Annotated in this window: 17 protein-coding genes; 3 read left to right on the forward strand and 14 right to left on the reverse strand. The window is 37.0% G+C overall.

Features of this window, described 5'->3' with window-relative positions; genetic code table 11:
• From ACR1PO_RS18540 to ACR1PO_RS18605, 14 genes are all read right to left on the reverse strand, one after another.
• Window positions 1–568: DUF6443 domain-containing protein (locus tag ACR1PO_RS18540; protein ID WP_433987740.1), on the reverse strand; the 568-nt coding region annotated here is incomplete at its 3' end.
• Between the two features lie 5 nt (window positions 569–573).
• Complete coding sequence (locus ACR1PO_RS18545; protein ID WP_433987741.1) at window positions 574–3,885, reverse strand: hypothetical protein; 3,312 nt, start codon at window positions 3,883–3,885, stop codon at window positions 574–576.
• Window positions 3,886–3,985: 100 nt separating this feature from the next.
• Window positions 3,986–6,841 carry an RHS repeat domain-containing protein gene (locus ACR1PO_RS18550; RefSeq protein WP_433987742.1) on the reverse strand — a complete coding sequence of 952 codons (2,856 nt, stop codon included), beginning with the start codon at window positions 6,839–6,841 and terminating at the stop codon, window positions 3,986–3,988.
• A 5-nt stretch (window positions 6,842–6,846) separates the two neighbouring features.
• On the reverse strand, window positions 6,847–8,454 hold the full coding sequence (locus ACR1PO_RS18555) for a T9SS type A sorting domain-containing protein (protein ID WP_433987743.1): 1,608 nt from the start codon (window positions 8,452–8,454) through the stop codon (window positions 6,847–6,849).
• A gap of 267 nt (window positions 8,455–8,721) precedes the next feature.
• Window positions 8,722–10,659, reverse strand: coding sequence for an acetate--CoA ligase (acs, locus tag ACR1PO_RS18560; RefSeq protein ID WP_433987928.1), 1,938 nt, complete (start codon window positions 10,657–10,659; stop codon window positions 8,722–8,724).
• A 30-nt stretch (window positions 10,660–10,689) separates the two neighbouring features.
• The gene (locus ACR1PO_RS18565; protein WP_433987744.1) at window positions 10,690–12,576 is read right to left on the reverse strand and encodes an AMP-binding protein; all 1,887 of its coding nucleotides are present in this window, start codon (window positions 12,574–12,576) and stop codon (window positions 10,690–10,692) included.
• 57 nt (window positions 12,577–12,633) lie between these two features.
• A complete protein-coding gene (locus tag ACR1PO_RS18570) occupies window positions 12,634–12,993 on the reverse strand; it encodes a response regulator transcription factor (RefSeq protein ID WP_433987745.1) in 360 nt (119 codons plus the stop codon).
• Window positions 12,994–13,002: 9 nt separating this feature from the next.
• Window positions 13,003–15,705 (reverse strand): ATP-binding protein, encoded by a 2,703-nt coding sequence (locus tag ACR1PO_RS18575; RefSeq protein ID WP_433987929.1) that lies wholly within the window; start codon window positions 15,703–15,705, stop codon window positions 13,003–13,005.
• Window positions 15,698–15,892 (reverse strand): hypothetical protein, encoded by a 195-nt coding sequence (locus tag ACR1PO_RS18580; protein WP_433987746.1) that lies wholly within the window; start codon window positions 15,890–15,892, stop codon window positions 15,698–15,700. Before ACR1PO_RS18580 ends, ACR1PO_RS18575 begins: the two co-directional genes overlap by 8 nt.
• Before the next feature lie 2 nt (window positions 15,893–15,894).
• On the reverse strand, window positions 15,895–16,353 hold the full coding sequence (locus ACR1PO_RS18585; protein ID WP_433987747.1) for a GNAT family N-acetyltransferase: 459 nt from the start codon (window positions 16,351–16,353) through the stop codon (window positions 15,895–15,897).
• Window positions 16,354–16,421: 68 nt separating this feature from the next.
• Window positions 16,422–16,649, reverse strand: a complete 228-nt coding sequence (locus ACR1PO_RS18590; RefSeq protein WP_062670707.1) for a DUF6814 family protein — start codon at window positions 16,647–16,649, stop codon at window positions 16,422–16,424.
• A gap of 43 nt (window positions 16,650–16,692) precedes the next feature.
• Entirely contained in the window at window positions 16,693–18,273 is a 1,581-nt protein-coding gene (locus ACR1PO_RS18595; protein WP_433987748.1) for an MFS transporter, read from the reverse strand.
• An 82-nt stretch (window positions 18,274–18,355) separates the two neighbouring features.
• Complete coding sequence (locus ACR1PO_RS18600; RefSeq protein ID WP_433987749.1) at window positions 18,356–19,735, reverse strand: porin; 1,380 nt, start codon at window positions 19,733–19,735, stop codon at window positions 18,356–18,358.
• A gap of 249 nt (window positions 19,736–19,984) precedes the next feature.
• Window positions 19,985–20,401, reverse strand: a complete 417-nt coding sequence (locus tag ACR1PO_RS18605; RefSeq protein WP_433987750.1) for an IS1/IS1595 family N-terminal zinc-binding domain-containing protein — start codon at window positions 20,399–20,401, stop codon at window positions 19,985–19,987.
• Between the two features lie 160 nt (window positions 20,402–20,561).
• On the opposite strand from ACR1PO_RS18605, the gene ACR1PO_RS18610 reads away from it, so the two are divergent.
• Genes ACR1PO_RS18610 through argC form a run of 3 tightly spaced genes read left to right on the forward strand, consistent with a single transcriptional unit; the run spans window position 20,562 to window position 23,414 of the window.
• Window positions 20,562–21,227, forward strand: a complete 666-nt coding sequence (locus tag ACR1PO_RS18610) for a GNAT family N-acetyltransferase (RefSeq protein WP_433987751.1) — start codon at window positions 20,562–20,564, stop codon at window positions 21,225–21,227.
• On the forward strand, window positions 21,199–22,395 hold the full coding sequence (gene argG / locus ACR1PO_RS18615; RefSeq protein ID WP_433987752.1) for an argininosuccinate synthase: 1,197 nt from the start codon (window positions 21,199–21,201) through the stop codon (window positions 22,393–22,395). Before ACR1PO_RS18610 ends, argG begins: the two co-directional genes overlap by 29 nt.
• Window positions 22,396–22,448: 53 nt before the next feature.
• Window positions 22,449–23,414, forward strand: a complete 966-nt coding sequence (argC, locus tag ACR1PO_RS18620) for an N-acetyl-gamma-glutamyl-phosphate reductase (protein ID WP_433987753.1) — start codon at window positions 22,449–22,451, stop codon at window positions 23,412–23,414.

Genomic DNA, 23,414 nt, shown 5'->3' on the forward strand with positions numbered 1-23,414 from the left:
TGTAGAGTTGATTGGCCTCACTATACGCAGATACCGTTAAAGTCGTTTTAGTGGCTCCGTTTTCCCATACCGTTGCAGGAACAAATTTGTAGACATCATTTCCTATATTGGCAGAATATTCAAACTTAACAGGTTTATTACTCCAGTCATTGCCTACCTGGATCTGCTGCTGAATCCTGTCTAAAGGTGAGTTTTCAAGCACTTTTTCAGAATAGATCTTTTCTTGGCCATAGGGAGTACTCGCTGTATTGCTCAAAGGATTAGGAATAATAGCACCATTTAAAGTGTTCCCCTGGGGAACAGGCAGGTAATCTTTTACCTGTCTTCCGAATTGATCATACTCGATATGGGTCACAACATCACGCCCCAGAGGTGATGCTTTTACATTAACGATTTGTTTAAGCCTTCCCAATCCGTCAAAATACTGAACTGTTTCCGAGCTTTTAACATTAGCAAGGGTAGGATCGGACAAATACGTCTTTGAGTATACATAATTTTCTGTATTGGTAAGTTGGGACTTAGCGGTTCCCATGATGAGAATTCCTATTGGAATTAATATTTTTTTCATCGGTTTTAGTTTTTATAGTTGTATTTCATTTCTTTCAGTACTTTGCCATTCACGTCAATCACTTTTTCAAGCCGGTTAGCTGAATCATAAATATAGCTTTCTCTGATTCCTGATGGTGGGGTGATGCTTCTTACTCCTACTAAAGGATCATAGGTATAAGTGGTGATCTGATAACCGGATAATGAAGTATTACTTCTGAAGGTATTCAATGCTGATAAGAAGGCTGTTTCATCATTGTTCACGCCTGCTGATGCATCTGTATTGGAGGCTGTCACAATAGAATCAATGAATGACTGCTGGATATCTGCTAATTTAGCGCCTTCTATTTTGGCAATGGGCTGAGTTTGGTTATACCCCCAGATGATGACTGTGGAAAGGCCATCCTTGGTGGTGTATTGCTGGAGGTTTCCTTTGCTGTCATATTTATCGTAAGCCACTTCAGTAGAAACAACATTTTGTAAATCAGTGGAGACAACAGAGCTTGGAAGTAAATTCAAAGGGTTGTCATATTTGGTTTCCGTATTCGATACTATTACATTATCCTTTTTTGTTATAGTCTGCAGCGGAATACCTATTATATTGGCGTTTATCAGCTTCTGATTATTTTTCTCATGAGCATAGCTATAATTAATCTCCATCGTATTCTGTTCCGGTAAAATTGTTTTTTGGGAAGTCAGTTGGTAATGAGAGGTATTGTTATAAGAATAATTTGTCGTTGTTATTAGTTTCTTATATGAAGAATCATTGTTTTCATCTATAGGGATATTATCGAAATATAATGTTTCTATTTTACTATTCAGAGGAATAGAATAAGATTTTCTAGGAAGGTAGAACAAAGCTAAATTAGTTATAATGTTATTTGGATCTTGTCCAGATGAAAAATAAAATTGCTCATATACGGGTTTTCCCATTAAATTGTAAGTTGTTTTATACTCTTTAAAGTCATAATTAAAAACGGTTTTTTGTTTCATGTAAGCTTTCCCATTGATTAAGCTGGAAAAAATTCTATTTTCTATTAGTTTTCCATTATAATCTTCATATAAAATACTACGGTTAAAGTCTTTTACAGCAGAACCTGTGATTAAGTTAAGATCAGAAGCATCTCCATAGAAAGTTGTACCCGTAGCAGGAGGAGGAGAATAAAAAATATCTGTCGTATCAAAAACTCCATCTATAAATTTTTTTTCTTCTCCTCCTTTTTCAAAATTATCTCCTCCATAACTAATGGTAACCACAGGAAAAGAAGGCAGGTTATCAAAATAATCATTTGAATTTTGAGATGAAAGTATAGTTTGTTGAATAACTTTTGGGGTAAATGTAGGTGATCCATTACCATCCGTACAACCAGCCAAATCATAAAGGTAAGTAGTATATCCACCTATCTGATAAAGATTATTAGGAAGAAGATCAGGTTTGTTAATATTATCAAATGAAGTATAGTATAATCTTTTAATGTTTGTGATATTATTACCATCAAAATCATAGATTTTTTTAAGTCTTAGTCCTACTTTATTTACTTCTGCATATTTATTTTTATAAGAAATATCATAATAACCAATATCATGGTAATTAGGTCTTAATAATTTCATAATAAATTTATACTTTTTATTCTTATTAGTTGTAAAATCAAAATTTACCGTCTTTTCAGATGGACCTTCTTGAAGGAAACCAGGTTTAGGCAGTATTAAACTCTGATCATACAAAACTTCATTTGTTACAGCATCAAGTATTTTGAAATTAGCAGTATAATTACTTGGAGGGCCACTTATAAAATGTTGAGATATAAATAATTTAATACTAATTTTGTCATCCATTACTTCACTGCCATCTATAAATGAAGAAGTCTCATTTCCTCCTGGAACTATATCAGCATCAAGCTCACCAGATCTTCCATCATACAAAAGTTCTTTTTGCCCTAATCCTTCATATTCAAAAAAAGTTTTGCCTTTAGTTGGATAGGTTATTGATTTAAGTGTTCCTTTTACAGCATAATCAAAATTTGATCTTCTATCAGACAATCCTGCAACTTCAGGAAATGGAGTACCAGTTCCATCACCAATTAATAAATTGAGATCAGGTAATAATGTAGAGGAATATTTTCCATTATAATAACCATACAAGTCTGTACTACGACTCATCCTTTCAGGTATAGCAAGCGGATCATTATATTCAAAAAGATACTCATTATTAAATATTTTAGTATCATTTATAAAATCATATATTTTAATATTTGACAGGAAAAATCTTTTTTTTAAGGGAGCGTCTAGATAAATAAAATTAAACTCTTTTTGCTTTTTGTTATTTCTATTGTTAAATATTTCTATTGAAGATAACTTATCAACATCTAAGGAATCGTAATTAATCTTAATGGTAGTTTGGCTCCCTTTAATAAAAGATAGAACTCGAGCATCAGATATTTTTAAAACAAATCCAGAATAAGTTTTATTCGATCCTAATGGTCTAACTGAATTTACACAATCTTGAAAAGTCTGAGTTCTGATAGTTTCCCATTCAGTTTCTGAAATAGGAGTTGTTTTTGGTCCAATATTTTTATATTCAAAACTTATTTCGTTGTCTTGTACACTTTGTATTTTTGTTAAATAAAAACTTGTAAATCCACTAAATTCTGGAGCATCTCTCACAAATGTTTTTTCAATAGCATCACTTCCCCCAAAGTAGTATTTTATTCCTTCATTTGTTGTTAATTTAAACTCATGCGTAATTTTAAAATCCCCTATTGTTTCTATTTTAAATTGATGACTGTTTGCTAATAATACAGGGTTTAAATCTTTATCTAAATAAAAACTACCAGTAAGGCCATTAACCGAAATATTAAATATATCTACTTCATTATCGAAAGTTGTATCTTTAATATAACTATTCAATAAAATCGCATTGGCTGAGCCATTTGGAGATTGTGTTAAAGTATTGATTCCATATAAGTTATCGAAAATTAATCTTTTAGACGGAAGTTGCATTTCATCAGGTAAATCATATATTGTCCTGGTAATTACACCACCCATATCAAGAAGCCAGCTAACCCCAACATTATTAGGGATATCATTTACTTTAACACCCAGCTTTGAATATTTAAGCTCAATATTATTGAATATATCTTTCTCATTTATTTTTGCAATAGGAATGTTTATTTGAGCCATTCCTTTGTATTCATTAAGTGGCTGATTTCCATATGAAATTATTTCTCCTGATTGTGGAGAAGGAGGAACAATATTAGTTAACTCATTTCCAATATGATGTTGAGAACACACAATTTCATAAAAAAATAGACTAAATATAGAAAGTGTTATCTTTTTCATTTCTTAATAGTTTTTTTTAGCTTTTGCCATTGTTCCCTCCTGAGACTTGGCAGTTCCATAAGGAGAATTCCTATAGGAATTAATATTCTTTTTATGGGTTTTAGTTTTTATAGTTGTATTTCATTTCTTTCAGCACTTTACCATTCACGTCAATCACTTTTTCAAGTCGGTTAGCCGAATCATAACTATAGCTTTCGGTAATTCCTGATGGTGGGGTGATGCTTCTTACTCCTACGAAAGGGTCATAAGTATAAGTAGTGATCTGATAACCGGATAATGCGGTATTACTTCTGAAGGTATTCAATGCTGATAAAAATGAAGTCTCATCATTATTAGCTGTAGCAGATGCATCTGTATTGGAAGCTGTCACAATGGAATCTATTAAGGACTGCTGAATATCCGATAATTTAGCTCCTACTATTTTCGCAATAGGCTGGGTCAGGTTATAGCCCCAGATGATGACTGTGGAAATACCGTCTTTTGTAGTGTATTGTTGAAGATTTCCTTGGGAATCATATTGGTCATACACAATATCTGTAGATGGAATATCCTGAAGATCATAAGATAGCCCTGAACTTGGAAACAGATTAGTAGCATTATCATATTTAGTTTCTACACGAGATAGTGTTTTACCATTGAAAGTTTCTTTTTTCTCTAATAGATATTTATAAATATTTTTATCCAATAATTTGTTCAATAACTTAGCTTGTGGATAAAAATAATAAGTTTCATACACCCCTCTTTCTGTAGTTTCTTTAGCATAATCTACATTGAAGTCAAACTGGTTTATCTGTGTTTCTTTTAACGAAGTGACAAATCTATTTTGAGGAAAATAAAGCGTATTTGTAATCTTATGATTTCGGACATATATAGGATTAAGTTTTATATACCCGCTAGGCTGCTCCACCATAATAGGCGTGGCAGATAAGGCTTGCGTAGTATATTCATGGCTTTCTGAAGCTATCATTTGGTTAGCTGAGTCAAACATTTCTTTCTTTTTTAACAATCCTCGATTATTAATATCTTCCATATAATCGAGATTATCCGCATAACTGTTAGTCATAGAGGGGTTTATATCATCCATGCCAAGGAAAGTATATTTAGTATATCCTCCATCACGATCTACTTCTTTCACATTTTTATAGATGATATTTCTGTTGAGTTCATATCCTCCATACATTGTTATAAAATCCGAGCTTTTTTTAAAACTATTGAACAGAGAAGGTATACCACTGGAACTATTGATATCCGAAAACTTCTCATAGTAATAGGTTTTAGAGTTAGAAGGCTTGACTGAAAATTCAGTATCAAAATATTCTATACTTTTAATTCTTACCCCATATTTACTTATATAGCTTTGAGGATACTCTGCCTCCGTTTTTTCTGAAACAGATAAAGATCCAACACCAGTCGTGTTTCCCGAAATCGTAATGCTATGTTGACCTTCCAACACTTCGGGCATATATATTCTTCCATAGCCATCAGCAGTCTGCATTACTGCCTGACCGTCTACAAAAAAGGTTATATTAGGAATTGCTTCAGGATCAAGTAAAGGATTTGGGTCATAACCATTGACCTGAAAACAAAAAACAAGTGCCCTATAATTATATTGAGGATTTCCAGTCGTTGTTACGTTAAAAGCGAAAGTATTGTTAATTTTTGTATCGAAACTGAAAGAAGTAATTGGTTTAAAATAATATGATTCTTTTCCGCTAATGTATCCTATTCCCGAAATCCAGGATGGAATTTCAAATTGGTTGGATTCAAAATTAAATTTAACATAGCCTTTAGTAGGCAAGATCATTTTTGACAAACTTCCAATGGCAGAATATTTTGGATTATCAATCCATTCTCTTATAGGCTCAGGATCAGTAGGACATACATCAAACCCAAAATTAGGCGATGGTCCATAATTTCTGTCAGTTCCTGTTGTATTATAAACAAATGATCGGGATTCAATTTCATTTCCCTGGCTATTTTTCTTAGTGATCTTATCGAGCGTTGTTGTATTATAAGTAACAGTATTACCGAATTCGTATTTATAATAAGCAAAACCTCCATATTCCAAATCGAGTTGCTGTACAAGTCTGTTTTGTGTGTCTTTTAATTCTACTTTTTTGACACGGTAACAATCTGCCATATTAGTGGTATTGGACTTATATCTATTCTCTGGAAAATAATCATATTCAATATTAATTATTCCATAATCTTTAGAAATGATTTTTTTAGGTTTATAATCCATCATAGCGAGTTGATATTCTGAGTAAGGATATTCTGTATATTCAATATTAACAATTTCCTGATTCTGAGCATCCAATACTTTGGTTAAATAATAGGCCCCTGGATAAACTTCGTGATAATAATTTTCTATAGCTAAAACTTTTTTATTAAAAAAGTACTGATTACCATATTCATCAGTGATTTTAAAATCTAAAATATCATAGAATTTATTGGTCGAGTTAGTAAATTCAATTTTTTCCTTTGAAGTTCCTAAATTCTTAACGGTAATAGTACTACCACTTTTTATGAAAACAAACTTACCAGACATTCCAAATGCATTAAAATAAAATACATCATCGAACTGGAATAAATCCATATTCGTCAGTGGGTTATTCGCCGTTTTTTCATCCAATGCTCCAATGGTAACTTTAGAAATAGCATTATTAACATTCATCAGGCTCCATCCTAAACCAACATCGGAAGATTTTTGAAATCGGGCTGAGTTTTTAATGTGATAAGACATTCCCAGATTAATATTCACATTCTTATTTCTTGTTGGAAGACCAAAAACAGATACATCTATTTTTGGAGTACCTGTTGAAATATCAATGGGTGTATCTACATAAGTAGATAAATAAGAAAGAGTAGGTATAGGTTTATCGAATTCTGTAGGATTGCTTTGTGCTTTCAGGCATATACAAAATGCCAACAAAAGAAAAATAAAGTGTTTTCTCATGTGTATCATTTCTTAATTAGTTTAGCATTCGCCGTTTTGTTGTTATCCGTTTTTATCGTCACCAGATAGGCTCCCTGAACCAAAGCCTGGGTATTCACCTTAGTCACTTTGTTCTTCGTTTTTATACTCTGAAGCTGTCTTCCGCTCATATCATACAACAGAATATCAGCCTCTTTAAAATCAAAGCCAATTTCTATGTAAGCATAATCTGACACCGGATTCGGGTAGATTTTGATATCGTATTTTTCAATTAACTGATCAACCTGTTTGTCTCCCAGTTTTACAATCTTCCAGTTTTCTTTCCCCAGCTCTTCTGCACTGGTTCCGGCCAGAACAATAGAACCGTCCCTGTTGAGTTTTAAATCAGATAGCCTCTCTGCTTTCTTCCTTGATTCTCCTTTGACGTGTTTTCTCCACTGTTCATTTCCATTATGATCAAGGTATAACATCCAGAAAGTTTCATCATCCGTTTCTATTCTTCCTTCCGCCTGGGTATAACCTCCCAGCAGAATGCCTTTAGAACTCCCGTTTCCGTCTTCCTGCTTCCCGTTTATTACATTCATACCCATCAGGATATCCCGGTTCCCCAAATTGTAAGATTTCTGCCACTGTTCATCGCCTCTTTCATTCAAGGAAATCAGCCAGAGGTCTGTTCCTTCTTCAATTCCTACGGTTTTATTTCCTGACCTTTCTGATCTGGATTCCCCGCCAATGATAAAGCCGGTTGAAGTTAAAGCCAATGTTCTCAAATGATCATCACCTTTTCCTCCGAAATTTTTTTCCCATTCCACTTTTCCGTTTTTGTCAAGCTTTACGATCCAGTAGTCGCCTTCGCCAAAGTTGCTGCTGGCTTTGGAATAAGAGTCGATCTTCACGCCACTTCCAGCTTCCAGCCTCCCGCTTCCCGCCTTTACTTCAGAACTTCTCGAATAAATACCCAGTAATGCTCCTCCATCTTTTGTTGGAATCATTTTCTCTACTTCATCCAAACCTTTTCCTCCTAAAATTACCTGTGAGAGTTCTTTTCCGTCTTTGTCCAGTTTTGTGATCAGAACATCTTTGGAGCCATATCCTTTTGAAGAGCCCTGTACATTTCCGGCAACAAAGAATCCTAAATCTGTAGTCTGAATAACTGCTCTGGCTTCTTCATCAGAAATACTTCCTAGTGTTTTCTGCCATAATTCATCCCCAAATTCATTGATTCTGACCAGCCAGATATCTGATCCTCCTTTGGAATCCTCTTTTTTATCCAACCCTTTTCCCGAATAGCTGGTACCAGCTAAAAGAAATCCACCGTCCTGTGTGGTAACCGTTGCAGAGAGATAATCATGGTTTTGTCCTGAGAAGTATTTTTCCCAGACCTCTTCACCCTGCTGGTTCAGTTTGATAAGGTGAAAATCGTAACCGTTGTTCTGCTTACTTCCAGCCTCCGGCTTCCCGCTTCCTGACTGTATGGAACTTCCTGTGATAAGATATTGCTGATCAATGGTAGTGGTAACCTGACTTAGAAAATCCTGGGTAGAGGATTGGATATCTTTCTGCCATACCACTTCCTGGGCAGATACGCCCAGAACCATGCACAAAGTAAGTGCACTGAGATAAAACTTTCTCATTTTAATGTTTTTTGAGTTAGTAATTAGCTTTTAAAACTTTGCGAAATTAACACTTTTTAAGATGCAAAAATCACATTAATGCGATTTAATGTAAAACCTGCTGTTAAATATTTAATTTCATTATTTATATTTGGCTTTATTTTATTCTGAAGCCAAAATATATACACGAAACGACAAAACTTGTCGTAATTTTTTAATTATAAAAATATAGACAAAAAGCCCCGGAAAATAATTCCCAGGGCCCACTATTGGTTAAATAATGATTAATTAAATTCTTTCGTTTTTGATTTCCTCTACAATTTCAGGATTTAAAAGGGTGGTAATATCTCCGAAGTTACTGAAGTCACCTTCAGCAATTTTTCTCAGGATTCTACGCATAATCTTTCCTGAACGCGTTTTTGGAAGTCCGGAAACAAACTGTATCTTGTCCAGCTTGGCAATCGGGCCGATCTGATCTGAAATCAGCTGGTTAATTTCTTTTTTCAGGTTTTCCTTATCACGGCTTTCCCCGGTTTCTTTCAGCATTACATATCCATACAATGCATTTCCTTTGATATCGTGAGGATAGCCTACTATAGCCGATTCTGCAACAGCAGGGTGCTGATTGATGCTGTCTTCAATAGGTGCGGTTCCCAGGTTGTGGCCTGAAACGATGATCACATCATCTACACGTCCGGTAATTCTGTAATAACCAACTTCATCCCTTAATGCACCATCGCCGGTAAAATATTTGCCAGGAAAGGCTGTGAAGTAGGTTTCTTTATATCTCTGATGGTCTCCCCAGATGGTTCTTGCAATTCCCGGCCATGGAAAACGGATACAAAGATTTCCGGTTACCTGGTTACCTGTAATTTCATTTCGTTTATCATCCATCAGGACAGGTTGTACACCAGGTAATGGAAGGGTAGCATAGGTAGGTTTGGTTGGTGTCACAAAAGGAAGCGGTGAAATCATAATTCCTCCTGTTTCTGTCTGCCACCAGGTGTCTACAATAGGACATTTTTTTCTTCCGACATGGTCATTAAACCAATGCCATGCTTCATCGTTGATAGGTTCACCCACAGAGCCTATTACTTTAAGGGAGCTAAGATCATGCTTATCTACCCATTCTGCACTTTCTTTTGCTAAAGAACGGATGGCTGTAGGCGCAGTGTAAAACTGAGTGATCTTATGTTTTTCAATCACTTCCCAGAAACGATCCGGTTCAGGATAAGTAGGAACACCTTCGAAAATTACTGTAGTAGCGCCATTCAATAAAGGTCCGTAAAGGATATAAGAATGTCCGGTGATCCATCCGATATCCGCAGTACACCAATAGATATCGTTTTCCTTATAATTGAATACATTTTTAAAGGTATAAGCGGTGTATACCATATAGCCGGCGCAGGTATGAAGCATTCCTTTTGGCTTTCCTGTAGATCCGGAAGTATATAGAATGAAAAGGGGATCTTCAGAATCCATAATGACAGTGACGAAATCAGGAGAAGCTTTTTCGTACAAATCAGCCATCCAGTGATCTCTTCCTTCCTTCATCTTGATTTCATTGTGGGTTCTTTTTACCACAAGAACGCTTTCAACAGTTGGTGTCTTTTCCAATGCATCATCTACTATGCTTTTAAGATCAAGAACTTTATTTCCTCTATAGCTTCCATCCGAAGTAATGACCATTTTCGCTTCACAGTCATTCACTCTGGAAGCCACTGCTGAAGCCGAAAACCCTGCAAAAATAACAGAATGCACAGCACCCAGTTTAGCACAGGCGAGCATTGTAATGGCAAGTTCAGGAATCATAGGAAGGTAAATGCATACTCTGTCTCCTTTTTCTATACCCATGTCACGAAGAACATTGGCTGTTTTATTGACACGTGTATAGAGGTCGTTGTATGAAATGTGTTGTGCTTCTTCTTTAGGATCATTGGGTTCCCAGATGATAGCCGTTTTATCTCCTCTTATCGACAGATGCCTGTCGATACAGTTTTTGGTAATATTGAGTTTTGCATTTTTAAACCATGTGATTTTGGCTTCATTCATATCGTACTTAACAACCTTGCTCCATCGCTGGTACCACACAAAATTCTGATCCGCTACCTTATCCCAGAATTTTTTTGGGTTTTTGATAGATTTTTTATAGTCTTCAAAATATTGTGGTAAATCTTCTATCAAGTAATTTCTCATATCCCTTTCGTTTTTGAAATTTGAATTTATTATATTTTAAATTTATGTTTAATTTCCCGTTTAAAGCCTATATTCTTTGATTTTTTCCTGAATTTCATCAATGATTTTTTCATCATCAATCGTTGATGGAATCTGGAAATCTTTCCCGTCCAGTAAGGTCCTGATCAGCTTTCTCAAAATCTTTCCTGATCTTGTTTTCGGTAATCGTTTGACAACCATGGCGTTTTTAAGAAATGCTACCGCTCCGATTTTGTTGCGGACCATCTGAATAATGTCTTTCTCTATGTCTTCTTCGGAAATAGCTGAGCCGTTTTTTAGAACTATTGTTGCAAAAGGAACCTGTCCTTTTAAATCATCATCAATACCTACTACAGCGCATTCGGCAACGTCCGGATGTGAGGAAACGATTTCTTCCATTTCAGAAGTGGAAAGTCTGTGTCCTGCCACGTTGATTACATCATCCACTCTTCCTGTAATGAATATATAGCCGTCCTCATCCTGTATGGCGCCGTCTCCTGAGAAATAGTACCCTTTATACTGGGAGAGATAGCTGTTTTCAAAACGATCATAGTCTTTCCAGATTCCAAGCATAGCGCCGGGTGGGAGAGGAAGTCTGATCACAAGGTAACCTTCATGATGGGGATCCAGTTCAAAGCCATTTTCATCAAAGATTTTAATATCATATCCCGGAACAGGTTTTCCTGCGGATGCCCTTTTGATCTGATAATTTTCATCATAAGTCAATAATCCAAGCATAGGCCATCCGGATTCTGTCTGCCACCAATGGTCTATTGCCGGAACGCCAATATGCTCTGCAAACCAGTCCAAAGTAGCTACATCGCATCTTTCACCTGCCAGAAACTGTTTTCTGAAGTGGGTTAAATCGTATTTTTTTACCAGTTCTCCGTTCGGATCTTCTTTTTTAATAGCTCTGATAGCAGTAGGTGCTGTAAACATCACCGAAACTTTATATTCTGATATGATTCTCCAGAAAGTTCCGGCATCAGGAGTCATGACAGGTTTTCCTTCGAAAATGATAGTCGTATTCCTGTTGATTAATGGTCCGTACACAGAAAAGCTATGTCCTACGGCCCACCCGAAGTCTGATGCAGCCCAATAGGTTTCCCCCGGCTCAACACCATACACATAGGTCATTGAGAATTGTAATGCAGTGGCATATCCTCCGGTATCACGAACAATACCTTTGGGCTTTCCGGTAGTACCTGACGTGTAAAGCAGGTAAAGCGGATGGGTAGATTCTACAGAAACACATTCTTCCGGAGCTGATTGCTCTACCAGTTCTTCATAATCAATTAATCCGTCAAACATTTCATCCTGATTATCCACTAATCTTCTGTTGTATACAACGATATTGTCTACTTTATCCTGCGCCAGTTCAATCGCTTTTTCTACCAGTGGCAGGTAAGGAATTCTTTTGGCAATTTCCACACCGGCTGTAGCAGTGATTAAAACTTTGGGTTTACAGTCATCAATTCTTACTACAAGCTCATGAGGGGCAAAACCTCCGAAAACCACATTATGAATAACTCCGATTCTTGCACATGCCAGCATGGCAAAGAGCGTCTGCGGAATCATTGGCATATAAATAACGGCTGTATCTCCTTTTTTTAATCCTAGAGAAATCAATCCTCCAGCCAGCTTTGCAATTTCTTCTTGCGCCTGATTGAAAGTGTAGGTTTTCTTTTGGCGGGTAACAGGTGAATCATAAACAATGGCAATCTGATCTCCAAATCCGTCTTCAATATGTTTGTCGATACATAAATAGCACATATTGAGCTTTCCATCAGAAAACCACTGTGGGTAACCATTTTCGTCTTTGGAAAGGATCTGTTGGGGAAATTCAAACCATTGTATTTTCCCTGCCTGCTCTTTCCAGAAGCCTTCTTTATTTTCTATGCTTTGTTTAAATAATGTATCTGTTTTCATGTCAATAATCTTGTGTTGGGTTTAAGCTGTGCTATTGCGGGCCGGAGGCGAAGCAATCTAAAACATCTCCTCAATCTGCTGCATCAGCTTTTTGATCGAGTAGGGTTTTGTGACGTAAGCATCTGCGCCCATTTCCAGTCCTTTTTCAATATCCCTGGGATTGTTTTTGGCGCTCAGAAAGATCACTTTGGTATTTTTCAGTTTTTCATCCTGCCTGATGATATCCAAAGTACTGTATCCATCAAGGTTTGGCATCATAATATCAAGAAGAATGACGTCCGGAACCATTGTTTTCAGGAAGTCGAGGACTTCTGTGCCGTCTCTGGCAATAAAAACGTCATACCCGTTTTTCTTAAAACTGTATTCCAGCGACATTAAGATTTTGTGTTCGTCATCCGCAATAATGATCTTTCTCATAAAAAGGTTTTAATGGTGTTCAACTTCATTTGTAATCTCTTTTTTAGTTTTTTTGGGAATGCTTATGGTGAAAGTTACGCCCAGTCCGCTGTTTTCGGCTTTTATACTTCCTCCGAGTGCCTGTACTATTTTTTTGGAAATGGCCAGTCCCAGTCCGCTTCCTGTAGGTTTTAAAATATTCTGATTTTTCGACTGATAAAACTTGTCAAAAATCATTTCCAGATCCTCTTCCGGAATATGTTTCCCGGTATTGAAAATGGTAATCACTAGCTGTTCATCTTTTTCAAATAACTTGGTCTGGATGGTGCCTTGTTCATCCGTAAATTTTAAAGCATTTCCCCAGATATTCTGAAAAAGTTGAATCATTCTCGCTTCATCATATTCAAATATAAACTGATTCAGGAGATTTACTTCACTTAAATGAATATTTTTCTGCTGTATCAGGTGAATAAGCGGATTTAATGCTTTTTTATAAGTTTCAAGAATATTGTTTTCCTGAATATGTAAAGAGATTTCACCATGCTGCAGTTTGTCCAGGTAAAGAATATCATTGATAATTTCGCTTAATCTGTCAGATTCTGTAATGATGTTGTTTAAAAATTCCTGTTTAATGTCAAAAGGCATATCATCATCGTCCGCTAAAATTTCTCCCGCAGAGCGGATGGCTGTAATCGGGGTTCTCAGCTCATGGGCAACGGAATCCAGGAAATCATCCTTCTGACGGTCTTTGATGATAAGACTTTCGTTGGCATTTCTTAAGTCATCAGAAAGCTTCTGCAGTTCTTCAGACTGTTCTGTAAGTTTTTTGTTTAAGGTGATATTTTCTTTGGATTCTTCAAGGATATTCAGTACTTCTTTTAAAGATATTTTATCTTCTTTGGTGACGCCTTCAATCAATATTTTTGCGGAAGCAGTTCCGATTCTTCCTGCCAAAAGGTTTTCTGAGAATTTGATAAACCTTGAATCAGCAGTCTCGGTATTAGAGTCGATGTTATATTTTAAATTAAAAATTCTTAACGCCTGTTCTGTTTTATTTTTGCCTAAAAAACGTTCAAGGATATTCCGGATATCCGAAATATAGGCTGTCCCACGCCAGATGAAAGCATTTTCATGATTCTGAATATATTTGTCAATATCAACGTAGAGTTCAGCAAAGTTCCTTTCCCGGTAATTTCCTTTTGAGCTTACGGAAATAATGGTAAACAAGCCGGTATTTACGAGCATCGACCAGAAAAAAATCTGTGGAATTCTTCCCAGATAAGGAATCGTGAAAAAACCGAAAGCATTATACATATCTCTCAGCACTCCTTTGAACTCCTGGTTGTATGAAAAATAATACTGAGGAATAATTAATCCGAAATAGCAGATTATCAATCCCGCTATAAGTCCTGTAACAGCGCCTTTGTAGCTTCCTCTTCTCCAGAATAAAGCCCCGAAAAATGCAGGAGCCAGCTGTGCAATAACCACAAATGAGATCAATCCTACAGAATCCAGTGAAGTTTTCAGAATGAAATATTTATAGAAAGCGAAAGCCATGATGATCAAAGCGAAAATGCTGAATTTTCTGATATTGGTAATGCTTCTGGTGTTTTGCTCCTCGTTTTCAGACTTTAGTTTTCCCAGCAAGCCATACGGGATGATAAGGTTGTTGGAAAGCATGATAGATAGGGTAATGGCAGAAATAATAATCATGGAAATACATGAACTCAATCCTCCCAGAAATACAAATACCGTGATTAAGGTGTTGTCAAAATGCTGTGGAATCAGAATAGAGTAGAACTCAGGATTTACTTTTTGTCCGTCAAAAATTAATCTGCCGCCCCAGGCAATGGGAAAAATAAATACGGTGAAGATTAAAAGATAAAGCGGGAAAAACCAAATGGCTGTTCTGATGTGCTTTTCTTGTCTGTTTTCAACAATCGCAGTGTGAAACTGTCTTGGTAAAATGCATATGGCTGTAGCAGAGATCATGCATAAAACCATCCAGTTCATGGCACCTTCAATCCCGTTGAAGGTATTTTTTTCTTTAAAATCTTCAAACTTGCTGGCTTTTTCATAAATGTCTGAAAATCCGTCAAAGACATAATAAATAACAAAAAATCCGAGAATGATGATGAAAAATAGCTTTAAAAAGCTTTCCAGTGCAATTGCTGAGATAATGCCAAGTCTTTTTTCCGAAGCATCCACATATCTTGTTCCGTAATAGGATGAAAACAGGGCAATTAAAACTACCACAAAAGTTGCATTATCAGTCAGGATATCTTTCGACATCGGAGTTTCCGTTACCAGATGGAAAGTTTCAGAAATAGCTTTGATCTGCAGTCCGATATAAGGAACAATGGCGAGCAGACAAACCACCGTGATAATAGCACTCAGGCTTCTGCTGTTCCCGTATCTCAATGAAATAAAGTCGGCAAGGCTGCTTATTTTGTTGACTCTTGAAATTCTTACAATCCTCGTATTAATATAGATCCATGCCGGAATAATCATGATAGGGCCAATGTAGATCGGAAGATAATTTAATCCGCTTGTTGCAGCAACGCCTATGCTTCCATAATACGTCCAGGCAGTACAATAAACGGCAAGAGACAAAGCATAAATATAAGGGTTGTTGATCCAGATCTTACTTCTTTTCTTCTCTGCTAAATAAGCAACTAAGAACAGAAGAGCCAGATAAAATAAAACCACAAAAAATAAGGCGAAACTACTCATCATACCTTTTTACAATTACAAAAGAAATGATAATGGAAATCATCCACACCACGAACAGGTAAATAAGAATCATAGGATAGCCCAAAACCTCTCTGTCGCTATTAAAAAGCAATGAAACAGGAATACTGAAAGCAATCATAAGTCCTATGCTCAGTATGATAAGTTTTTGTTCATGTCTCTTTTTCATAACTATTTTAGTTCCTTACCGAAGCATACAGCTTCTTCACGTCCGATGTAAATTCCATAATTTTCAATGACTTTATATTCATTTTTCAGATAAAATTTCACGGCATTGTCATTTTTTTTACGGGTTTCCAGATAGATGTATTTATAGTCAAATTGTTTTGCTGCCGTTTCTAATGCTGAGAGGATCTTTCCGCCTAGCCCTATGTTTTTTTCCAGAGAGAACATGCGTTTAATTTCACATATTTCTGATGAAAGGGGGCGAAAGCCTCCGCAGCCTATGGCTTTTTCATCACTTACAGCAATGAGAAACAAAGCTTTCTCCTGAGTAAAGTCGTCAAGGTTTGCACTTTTGCTTCCACTCTCCCCAGAGATTGTAGTAAGAGAAGTATTTAATCTGTGGATGAGATCAATAACTCTTTTATCTTCAGAGGGACGAGGAATTGCTTTAATCGTGATGTCCATTTTTTATAATTGATAACAGATAATTGATGAATATAGCATCCATCAATTATCTGTTTTTTTATATTGCTTTAAATTTTGTCGTCAGAATATTCTCCTTTTAAGGCGTAATATCCGAAAACAGCCATTCCACCTGAGATAATCGGCATCAGTACAAAAAGAATGATGATGCCAAAAACCAGATCTTCCTGTTTTCCGGAAGTTATTTTCGGGATTCCCAGTACGGTAATTCCGAAATAACCCACAATTACTGCTATTGCGATCCAGAGAATGCCTAATATTTTTTTTAGTCCGTTCATTTTAGTAGTTTTAAAATTAATAAAAATTTGAGTGATTCAGTACTTAATCGTGAAGATTATTGTTCTTATTTTTAAGATAAAACAATCCGATGATGAGACATACCGTAGCCACTCCGATCGGATACCATAATCCTTCAAGATACCAGGTTGCATGTCCTGCTTCTTTTCCGGTGGTTACAAGATAAGTTGCCACGGCCGGAAGAAGCCCCCCGAATACTCCGTTTCCGATATGATAAGGTAGTGACATTGAGGTGTATCGGATTCTCACAGGGAACATTTCAACAAGGAAAGCTGCGATAGGTCCGTATACCATGGTTACAAAGATCACCTGGATGAATACAAGGAAAACCAGGTACCATTTGGTATTGTCACTTAATTTTAAACTTTGGGAAACTTTAGGCTCTTCGGCTTTTCCGTCTTTCATAACAACTCCTGAAGGTGACCAGTGAACTACACTGTCTTTTTTGATCAGGGTTCCGTCTGTATAAAGCGTTTCTTTGTGGAAAGTAACCAGGCTGTCTGTTGCAATATCATTGTGGATTTTTGCTGTTCTTTTTTCAGTAATTCCATTAGCGGCAACAGTTTTACTCTCAAGGCTCACACTTTTGAACATGCTGTCATAAATAGGCCTGTACGCTAAAATGGCGACCAGCATTCCGGTCATCATCACTGCTTTTCTTCCGATTTTATCAGACAGCCATCCGAAAAAGACAAAGAAAGGCGTTCCTAAGAATAAAGCGGTGGCCATTAATGAATCTACCTGCGCAGATTCTACATTCATGACCTTTTGAAGGAAACTCATGGCATAGAATTGTCCTGTATACCAGATTACTCCTTGTCCCATCGCGGCCCCGAACAAAGCCAGTAGTACAAACTTGAAGTTGTATTTGTTTCCGAAACTTTCCTTTAAGGGGTTTTTAGAAGTTTTTCCCTCGCTTTTTGCTTTCGCAAAAAGCGGAGACTCTTTCATATTCTTTCTGATGATGTAAGATACGGCAACCATCAGAATGGAAATCCAGAAAGGAACTCTCCATCCCCAAGTGTCAAATTCTTCTGCAGAAAGAGTGGTCTTGGTGATCAGAATAACAATTAATGAAATAAAAAGTCCTGCTGTTGCAGTAGTCTGGATCCATGAAGTCCAGTAGCCTCTTCGATGAGGTTGAGCGTATTCTGCAACGTAAGTAGCAGCCCCTCCGTATTCACCTCCAAGAGCAAGTCCCTGAAGTAATCTTAAAATCAGGACTAAAACCGGTGCAAGAAACCCAATGGTTTCATAACTCGGAATACACCCGATCAGGAAAGTGGAAAATCCCATGATCAGCAGTGTCACAAGGAAAGTATATTTTCTTCCGATAAGATCTCCCAGTCTTCCGAAAAATAAAGCCCCGAAAGGTCTTACAACAAATCCGGCTGCAAAGGTTGCCAGAGTAGATAAAAATGCTGCCGTAGGATTGTCTGCAGGGAAAAATTTAGTAGCCAGAACAACCGCAAGACTTCCGAAGATGTAAAAGTCGTACCATTCTATCAATGTCCCGAGGGAAGAGGCTGTGATCACGCTCCATATGGTGCGGTTTTTCTGCCTGTCGGTCATATTTTCGTAGCTTTCGTGATGATTTTCGCTCATATTGATTAGTTTTTGATGTTAGTGGAATAGGATGTTAATTTGAATTTTTGAACCGTTAAGGGCTTTTAAGTTGGTGTAATTTTTATAGGTAAATCTGGAATTGTACAATAAATTCCCCTTTTGAAGATGGGCTTTCCGTAGGGCTGGTATACACCGGTCTTGTTGAATATTGTGTTGTTATTTTCGCATGATGTCCATCTATAAACCAATTGGCTCCGATATCAAACTGAGATGAAGATTTATCAAAAGCCTCAAAGTTTTTATGAGTATAAGCAGCAAAAGGCTGTATTCTGATCTTTGGCTTTTCTGCCTGGCTTGGTAAGAGTAAACCTGCCTGTGCGTAGATAATATTACCTGTTCCAATTGTCGGCTGCAGATTCCCGGGTCCTGCGATGGCTTTATTCCCGATAAAGTTAGGGTCAGATGCTGCAATATTCATCGTTCCCAGGTTTCTTACATAGTTAGGACCGAAATTATAGTTATAATATCCGGCATATGCGGAAACTGCCATTTTATTTTTTGCTTCGCCCAAAGGAATATCCGCGAAGGCATCTACTGCAAAAAGCGTTATATCGTGTTTTTCAATATTTGAATTGACGGAAGTCCTCGTACCGTCAGCCTGATGGTAAAAGCCGGCACCTACATTGAAGACTTTCTTTGTTCCCAGATAAGAGCCCACTTTGAAAGGAAGGGTGTTGGATTCTTCATCAAGAAACTGATATTCAACATATCCTGCTTTTGAAAAACTGGGATTTCCATTGTTGTCTACGGCTACTGCTTTTGAAGGATCTGTCACATTCACAGGAACGAGATCCGTAGCAAATGGTTTATTTAAACTGAAGCGGTATTCCAGCTTTCCGTATTTTCCTTTGGCAAACATTCCCAGTTGTCTTGCAAACTGATCTGAATTATCAATTAACGGCCATGAAAAAACGGGGGAGTCCAATGTAAGGAAATTAAGGGTAGAAGCCATGGTCATACGGGAAAGTCCCATATAGTAATGAAGCCCTGCTCCCAAAGATAAACTAAATTTTCCTGCTTCTCCAGGTAAAATAACTGCATATTCGTTCCAGGCATCATGGAAAAACAGTTGGGGCTTCTTTCCGTTTCCGTAACCTCCTGTCCCGGAAGTACCTGTAGCTCCGCCATTGATAAAGGTTTGGTTATTGATTCCAAAGTGAAGGAGGATCATGTATCTTTTAGAGATCTGTGCGTAGGTAAGAGCACGTAATCGTCTGTTTCCTATGCTCCAGGAATTGTCTGTAGGTTCTCCGCCTACCATACTTCCCGGGTTCATGGAAGTGTTTCTTAACCAAAGCTGGTCCCACAAAATAAATCTGACAAATTTATCACCATCCGGGTTAAGGTTAATTTTTAAGCCACTGCCATAATCAGGAGAACCTTGTGAGTATACAGAACAGCTGATTAAGGCTACTCCAATAAATGTAAGTAATTTCTTCATAAATTATCAATTTTTGGCGTTATTTTTTGTGAAAGCCAAATTGTAATTAATAATTTGTTTATGAAAATTTAATATATATTATTGGTAATAGTATAGTTATGATTTGTTTTATGTTATAACGTTGCGGGTTTTGTGATCCGGGTTTTAATTTTAAATCGTTTGTAAATGTCTGATATTTAATGGAATAATTAAATCTTGTGTCTGGTATCTTTCATCCTGTAACGCGTAATCCGGATCTCGCATCCCGCTCTATTTCTTAAATCTTTCCCACTTGATCAGCATATACTTATCCGCAAATTGGGTAATGATAATCCCGGAATTTTTAATGTTTTCTTCCTGTGCAATGTACTCGATCAGCTCATTCTGTTTTAATATTTTATATACAGGATGGAATTCGGAGTGTGGAGGTCTGGTAATGTTGTATTTTTTAATCCATGAACTTACAGTAACATGAGAAACTCCGATGATTCTTTCAATTTCACGGTAGCTTAAGCCTTCAAGATAAAGCTGAAGGGCCTTGGTGACATAGTAATCATCAATTTGTTTCCCCAGTTTTTTAACGGTAAAATAATAATTACAGTCTTTGCAGTGAAAGCGTTGTTTGTCATTGACAATGCCGCTTTTTACCACTTTGGTACTCTTGCATTTGGGACAGGTGTTTTCCATAGCTATATTATTTTAGCAAATATATAATAAATTAGCAAATGTATAATTTTGTTTAAAGATAATTTTACCTGTATAAAATTTTAAAACAAAAAAAATATCTTTTTTATTTGGATATAAAAGAAATTATATTTTAAATTTGCCAAAAAATTTAGATAAATAAATGGAAATAGAAATTTCCTCATGCGAACATCTAATGTATGTGAGTGAAATACAGCAGGAAATGTATGATTCTGCACAGCGTAGAGGAACGGGAATCGCAAAACGTTCCATAGAATATTTGAGCAAGAAGATTTCAGAGGGCAATGCTGTGGTAGCCACTGAAAACGGGGAGTGGGTAGGTTTCTGTTATATAGAGACCTGGTCACACGGAAAGTTCGTGGCCAATTCGGGGCTGATTGTGTCACCGAAATTCAGGAACGGGGGAGTAGCGACTCAGATCAAGCAGAAAGTTTTCCAGTTATCTAGAGACAAGTATCCGGATGCGAAAGTATTTGGATTAACAACAGGTTTGGCAGTGATGAAAATCAATAGTGATCTGGGATATAAACCGGTGATCTATTCTGAACTTACTCAGGATGAAGAATTCTGGAACGGCTGCAAGAACTGTGTGAACTATGAGATTTTAATGATGAAGGAACGTAAAAACTGTCTGTGTACAGCAATGTTGTTTGTTCCGGAAAACGATAAAAAAAAAGAGGAGGCAGTGAATAATCTGCCTGAAAATAAATATGATGGAATGATTCAGGAACATTTTGATGAATTCCATGTGACCATTAATAAAAACAAAAAGAGTCCAGATGAAAAAGAAAGTCATCTTAGCGTTTAGCGGAGGTTTAGATACTTCCTACTGTGCAAAATATCTTAGTGAAACACTGGGGTATGATGTGTATGCCGTTACTGTAAATACCGGAGGTTTTTCAAAAGAAGAGGAAAAAGAACTGGAGAGAAAAGCCTTAAACCTTGGAGTAAAAGAATACAGGTGCGTAGACGCTCAGGAAGACTATTATAATTCATGTGTGAAATATCTCATTTTCGGAAATGTACTGAAAAATAATACCTATCCACTTTCTGTAAGTGCTGAGCGTACGATTCAGGCGCAGGAAATTGCAAAATATGCGGTTGAAGTACAGGCAGATGCTATTGCTCACGGAAGTACGGGAGCTGGAAATGATCAGGTTCGTTTTGATCTGATCTTCCAGGTAATGTGTCCGAATATTGAAATTATTACGCCTATCCGTGATATGGCTTTATCCCGTGAAGAAGAGATTGAGTTTTTGAAGCAGCATGGTTATGAAATGGAATTCCAGAAAGCGCAATATTCTGTTAATAAAGGACTTTGGGGAACTTCAGTGGGCGGTAAAGAAACATTGACTTCAAGAAATTATCTGCCGGAAGAAGCTTTTCCGTCTCAGATCAAAGAAACCCGGCCATCAGAACTGGAGATCGAGTTTAAAAAAGGTGAAGTAGTAGGAGTAAATGGAGAAAGCTTTGAACATTCTGTATATGCCATTCAAAAAATAGAAGAACTGGCTTCAGCATACGGAATCGGCCGTGATATCCACGTAGGGGATACTATTGTCGGAATTAAAGGACGGGTAGGATTTGAAGCGGCAGCAGCAGCAGTGATTATCAAAGCACATCATTTATTAGAGAAGCATACGCTTTCGAAATATCAGCAAATGATGAAGTCACAGTTATCCGACTGGTATGGGAACTGGCTTCATGAAGCACTTTTCTTAGACCCTGTCATGAGAAATATTGAGTCTTTCCTGACTGATTCTCAGAAAACGGTGACCGGGAAAGTATTTGTAACCCTTCATCCATACAGATTTATTCTTAATGGAATTGAATCTGATCATGACCTGATGTCTGATAAATTCGGAAGTTATGGAGAAGCGAACAGAGCATGGACAGGCGATGATGTAAAAGGATATACTAAGATTGTAAGCAATTCTTTAAATATATACCACCAGATTAACCAGAATATCAACTAGTTCCGAAGGGACAATTTAATGAAAAGGCAGAACAAAATTCTGTCAGAATCAAAATGAAGAAAACAGTAGGAATCATTGGTGCCAACGGTTATACAGGAAGTGAGCTGATACGCTTACTCGCTTTTCATCCCTATGTGACATTGAGTTTTTTATATAGTCGTTCGAATTCGGGAACACGTATTTCGGATCTGTACCCGGATTTAACGACGGTTTGTGAAATGGTTTTGACGGATAAGCCTGAAGAAGTGGATATTCTTTTTCTGTGTCTTCCTCATAAAGAAAGTCAAAACTGGTTAACTCAGAATCCTGTCAAAGAGGAAACACTGGTAATTGATCTTGGAAATGATTTCCGTTTAGAGGGGGATTTCGGAAACCGGAATTTTATCTACGGATTACCGGAAATCAATAAAGAACAGCTGGCAGGTGCCAAAAGCATTGCCAACCCGGGATGCTTTGCAACAGCAATTCAATTGGCCTTATTGCCATTGGCGGAAAAAGGAATGTTAAATGAGGTTTTTACCACAGGGATTACAGGTTCTACAGGAGCCGGGCAGTCTCTGCAGGCTACAACTCATTTTACCTGGAGAAACGATAATGTTTCAGCGTACAAAACATTAACTCATCAGCATGTAGATGAGATTTTGCAGCAGCTGATTTCATTCAATAATAAAGAAGTAAACCTGAATTTTGTTCCATGGAGAGGCGATTTTGCAAGAGGAATTTTTACAAGTTCCACGATGAAGACGGAGCTGGAGCTGGAGGAAATAGAACAATTGTATCAGGATTTTTATGCGGAGGAGCCTTTCGTTACGGTAAGCAGGAAGGCAGTTGATTTAAAGCAGGTTGTCAATACAAATCGCTGTGTGATTCAGATCGAAAAGAGTGGAAATGTTGTCGTTATTCACTCAGCGATTGACAATTTGTTAAAAGGTGCATCGGGACAGGCGGTCCAGAATATGAATCTGGCCATGAACTGGGAAGAAAATGCAGGACTGAACCTGAAACCGATAGCATTTTAA

This window comes from Chryseobacterium amylolyticum (assembly GCF_051011775.1).
Taxonomy (GTDB): domain Bacteria; phylum Bacteroidota; class Bacteroidia; order Flavobacteriales; family Weeksellaceae; genus Chryseobacterium.

Bases quoted from the DNA above. Each gene is read 5' to 3' on its own strand.
- ACR1PO_RS18575 (WP_433987929.1), bottom strand. From the start codon at position 15,705: ATGAGTAGTTTCGCCTTATTTTTTGTGGTTTTATTTTATCTGGCTCTT.
- ACR1PO_RS18580 (WP_433987746.1), bottom strand. From the start codon at position 15,892: ATGAAAAAGAGACATGAACAAAAACTTATCATACTGAGCATAGGACTT.
- ACR1PO_RS18570 (WP_433987745.1), bottom strand. From the start codon at position 12,993: ATGAGAAAGATCATTATTGCGGATGACGAACACAAAATCTTAATGTCG.
- ACR1PO_RS18610 (WP_433987751.1), top strand. From the start codon at position 20,562: ATGGAAATAGAAATTTCCTCATGCGAACATCTAATGTATGTGAGTGAA.
- ACR1PO_RS18585 (WP_433987747.1), bottom strand. From the start codon at position 16,353: ATGGACATCACGATTAAAGCAATTCCTCGTCCCTCTGAAGATAAAAGA.
- ACR1PO_RS18555 (WP_433987743.1), bottom strand. From the start codon at position 8,454: ATGAGAAAGTTTTATCTCAGTGCACTTACTTTGTGCATGGTTCTGGGC.
- ACR1PO_RS18605 (WP_433987750.1), bottom strand. From the start codon at position 20,401: ATGGAAAACACCTGTCCCAAATGCAAGAGTACCAAAGTGGTAAAAAGC.
- ACR1PO_RS18565 (WP_433987744.1), bottom strand. From the start codon at position 12,576: ATGAAAACAGATACATTATTTAAACAAAGCATAGAAAATAAAGAAGGC.
- argC (WP_433987753.1), top strand. From the start codon at position 22,449: ATGAAGAAAACAGTAGGAATCATTGGTGCCAACGGTTATACAGGAAGT.
- ACR1PO_RS18595 (WP_433987748.1), bottom strand. From the start codon at position 18,273: ATGAGCGAAAATCATCACGAAAGCTACGAAAATATGACCGACAGGCAG.
- ACR1PO_RS18590 (WP_062670707.1), bottom strand. From the start codon at position 16,649: ATGAACGGACTAAAAAAAATATTAGGCATTCTCTGGATCGCAATAGCA.
- ACR1PO_RS18545 (WP_433987741.1), bottom strand. From the start codon at position 3,885: ATGAAAAAGATAACACTTTCTATATTTAGTCTATTTTTTTATGAAATT.
- ACR1PO_RS18550 (WP_433987742.1), bottom strand. From the start codon at position 6,841: ATGAGAAAACACTTTATTTTTCTTTTGTTGGCATTTTGTATATGCCTG.
- argG (WP_433987752.1), top strand. From the start codon at position 21,199: ATGAAAAAGAAAGTCATCTTAGCGTTTAGCGGAGGTTTAGATACTTCC.
- ACR1PO_RS18600 (WP_433987749.1), bottom strand. From the start codon at position 19,735: ATGAAGAAATTACTTACATTTATTGGAGTAGCCTTAATCAGCTGTTCT.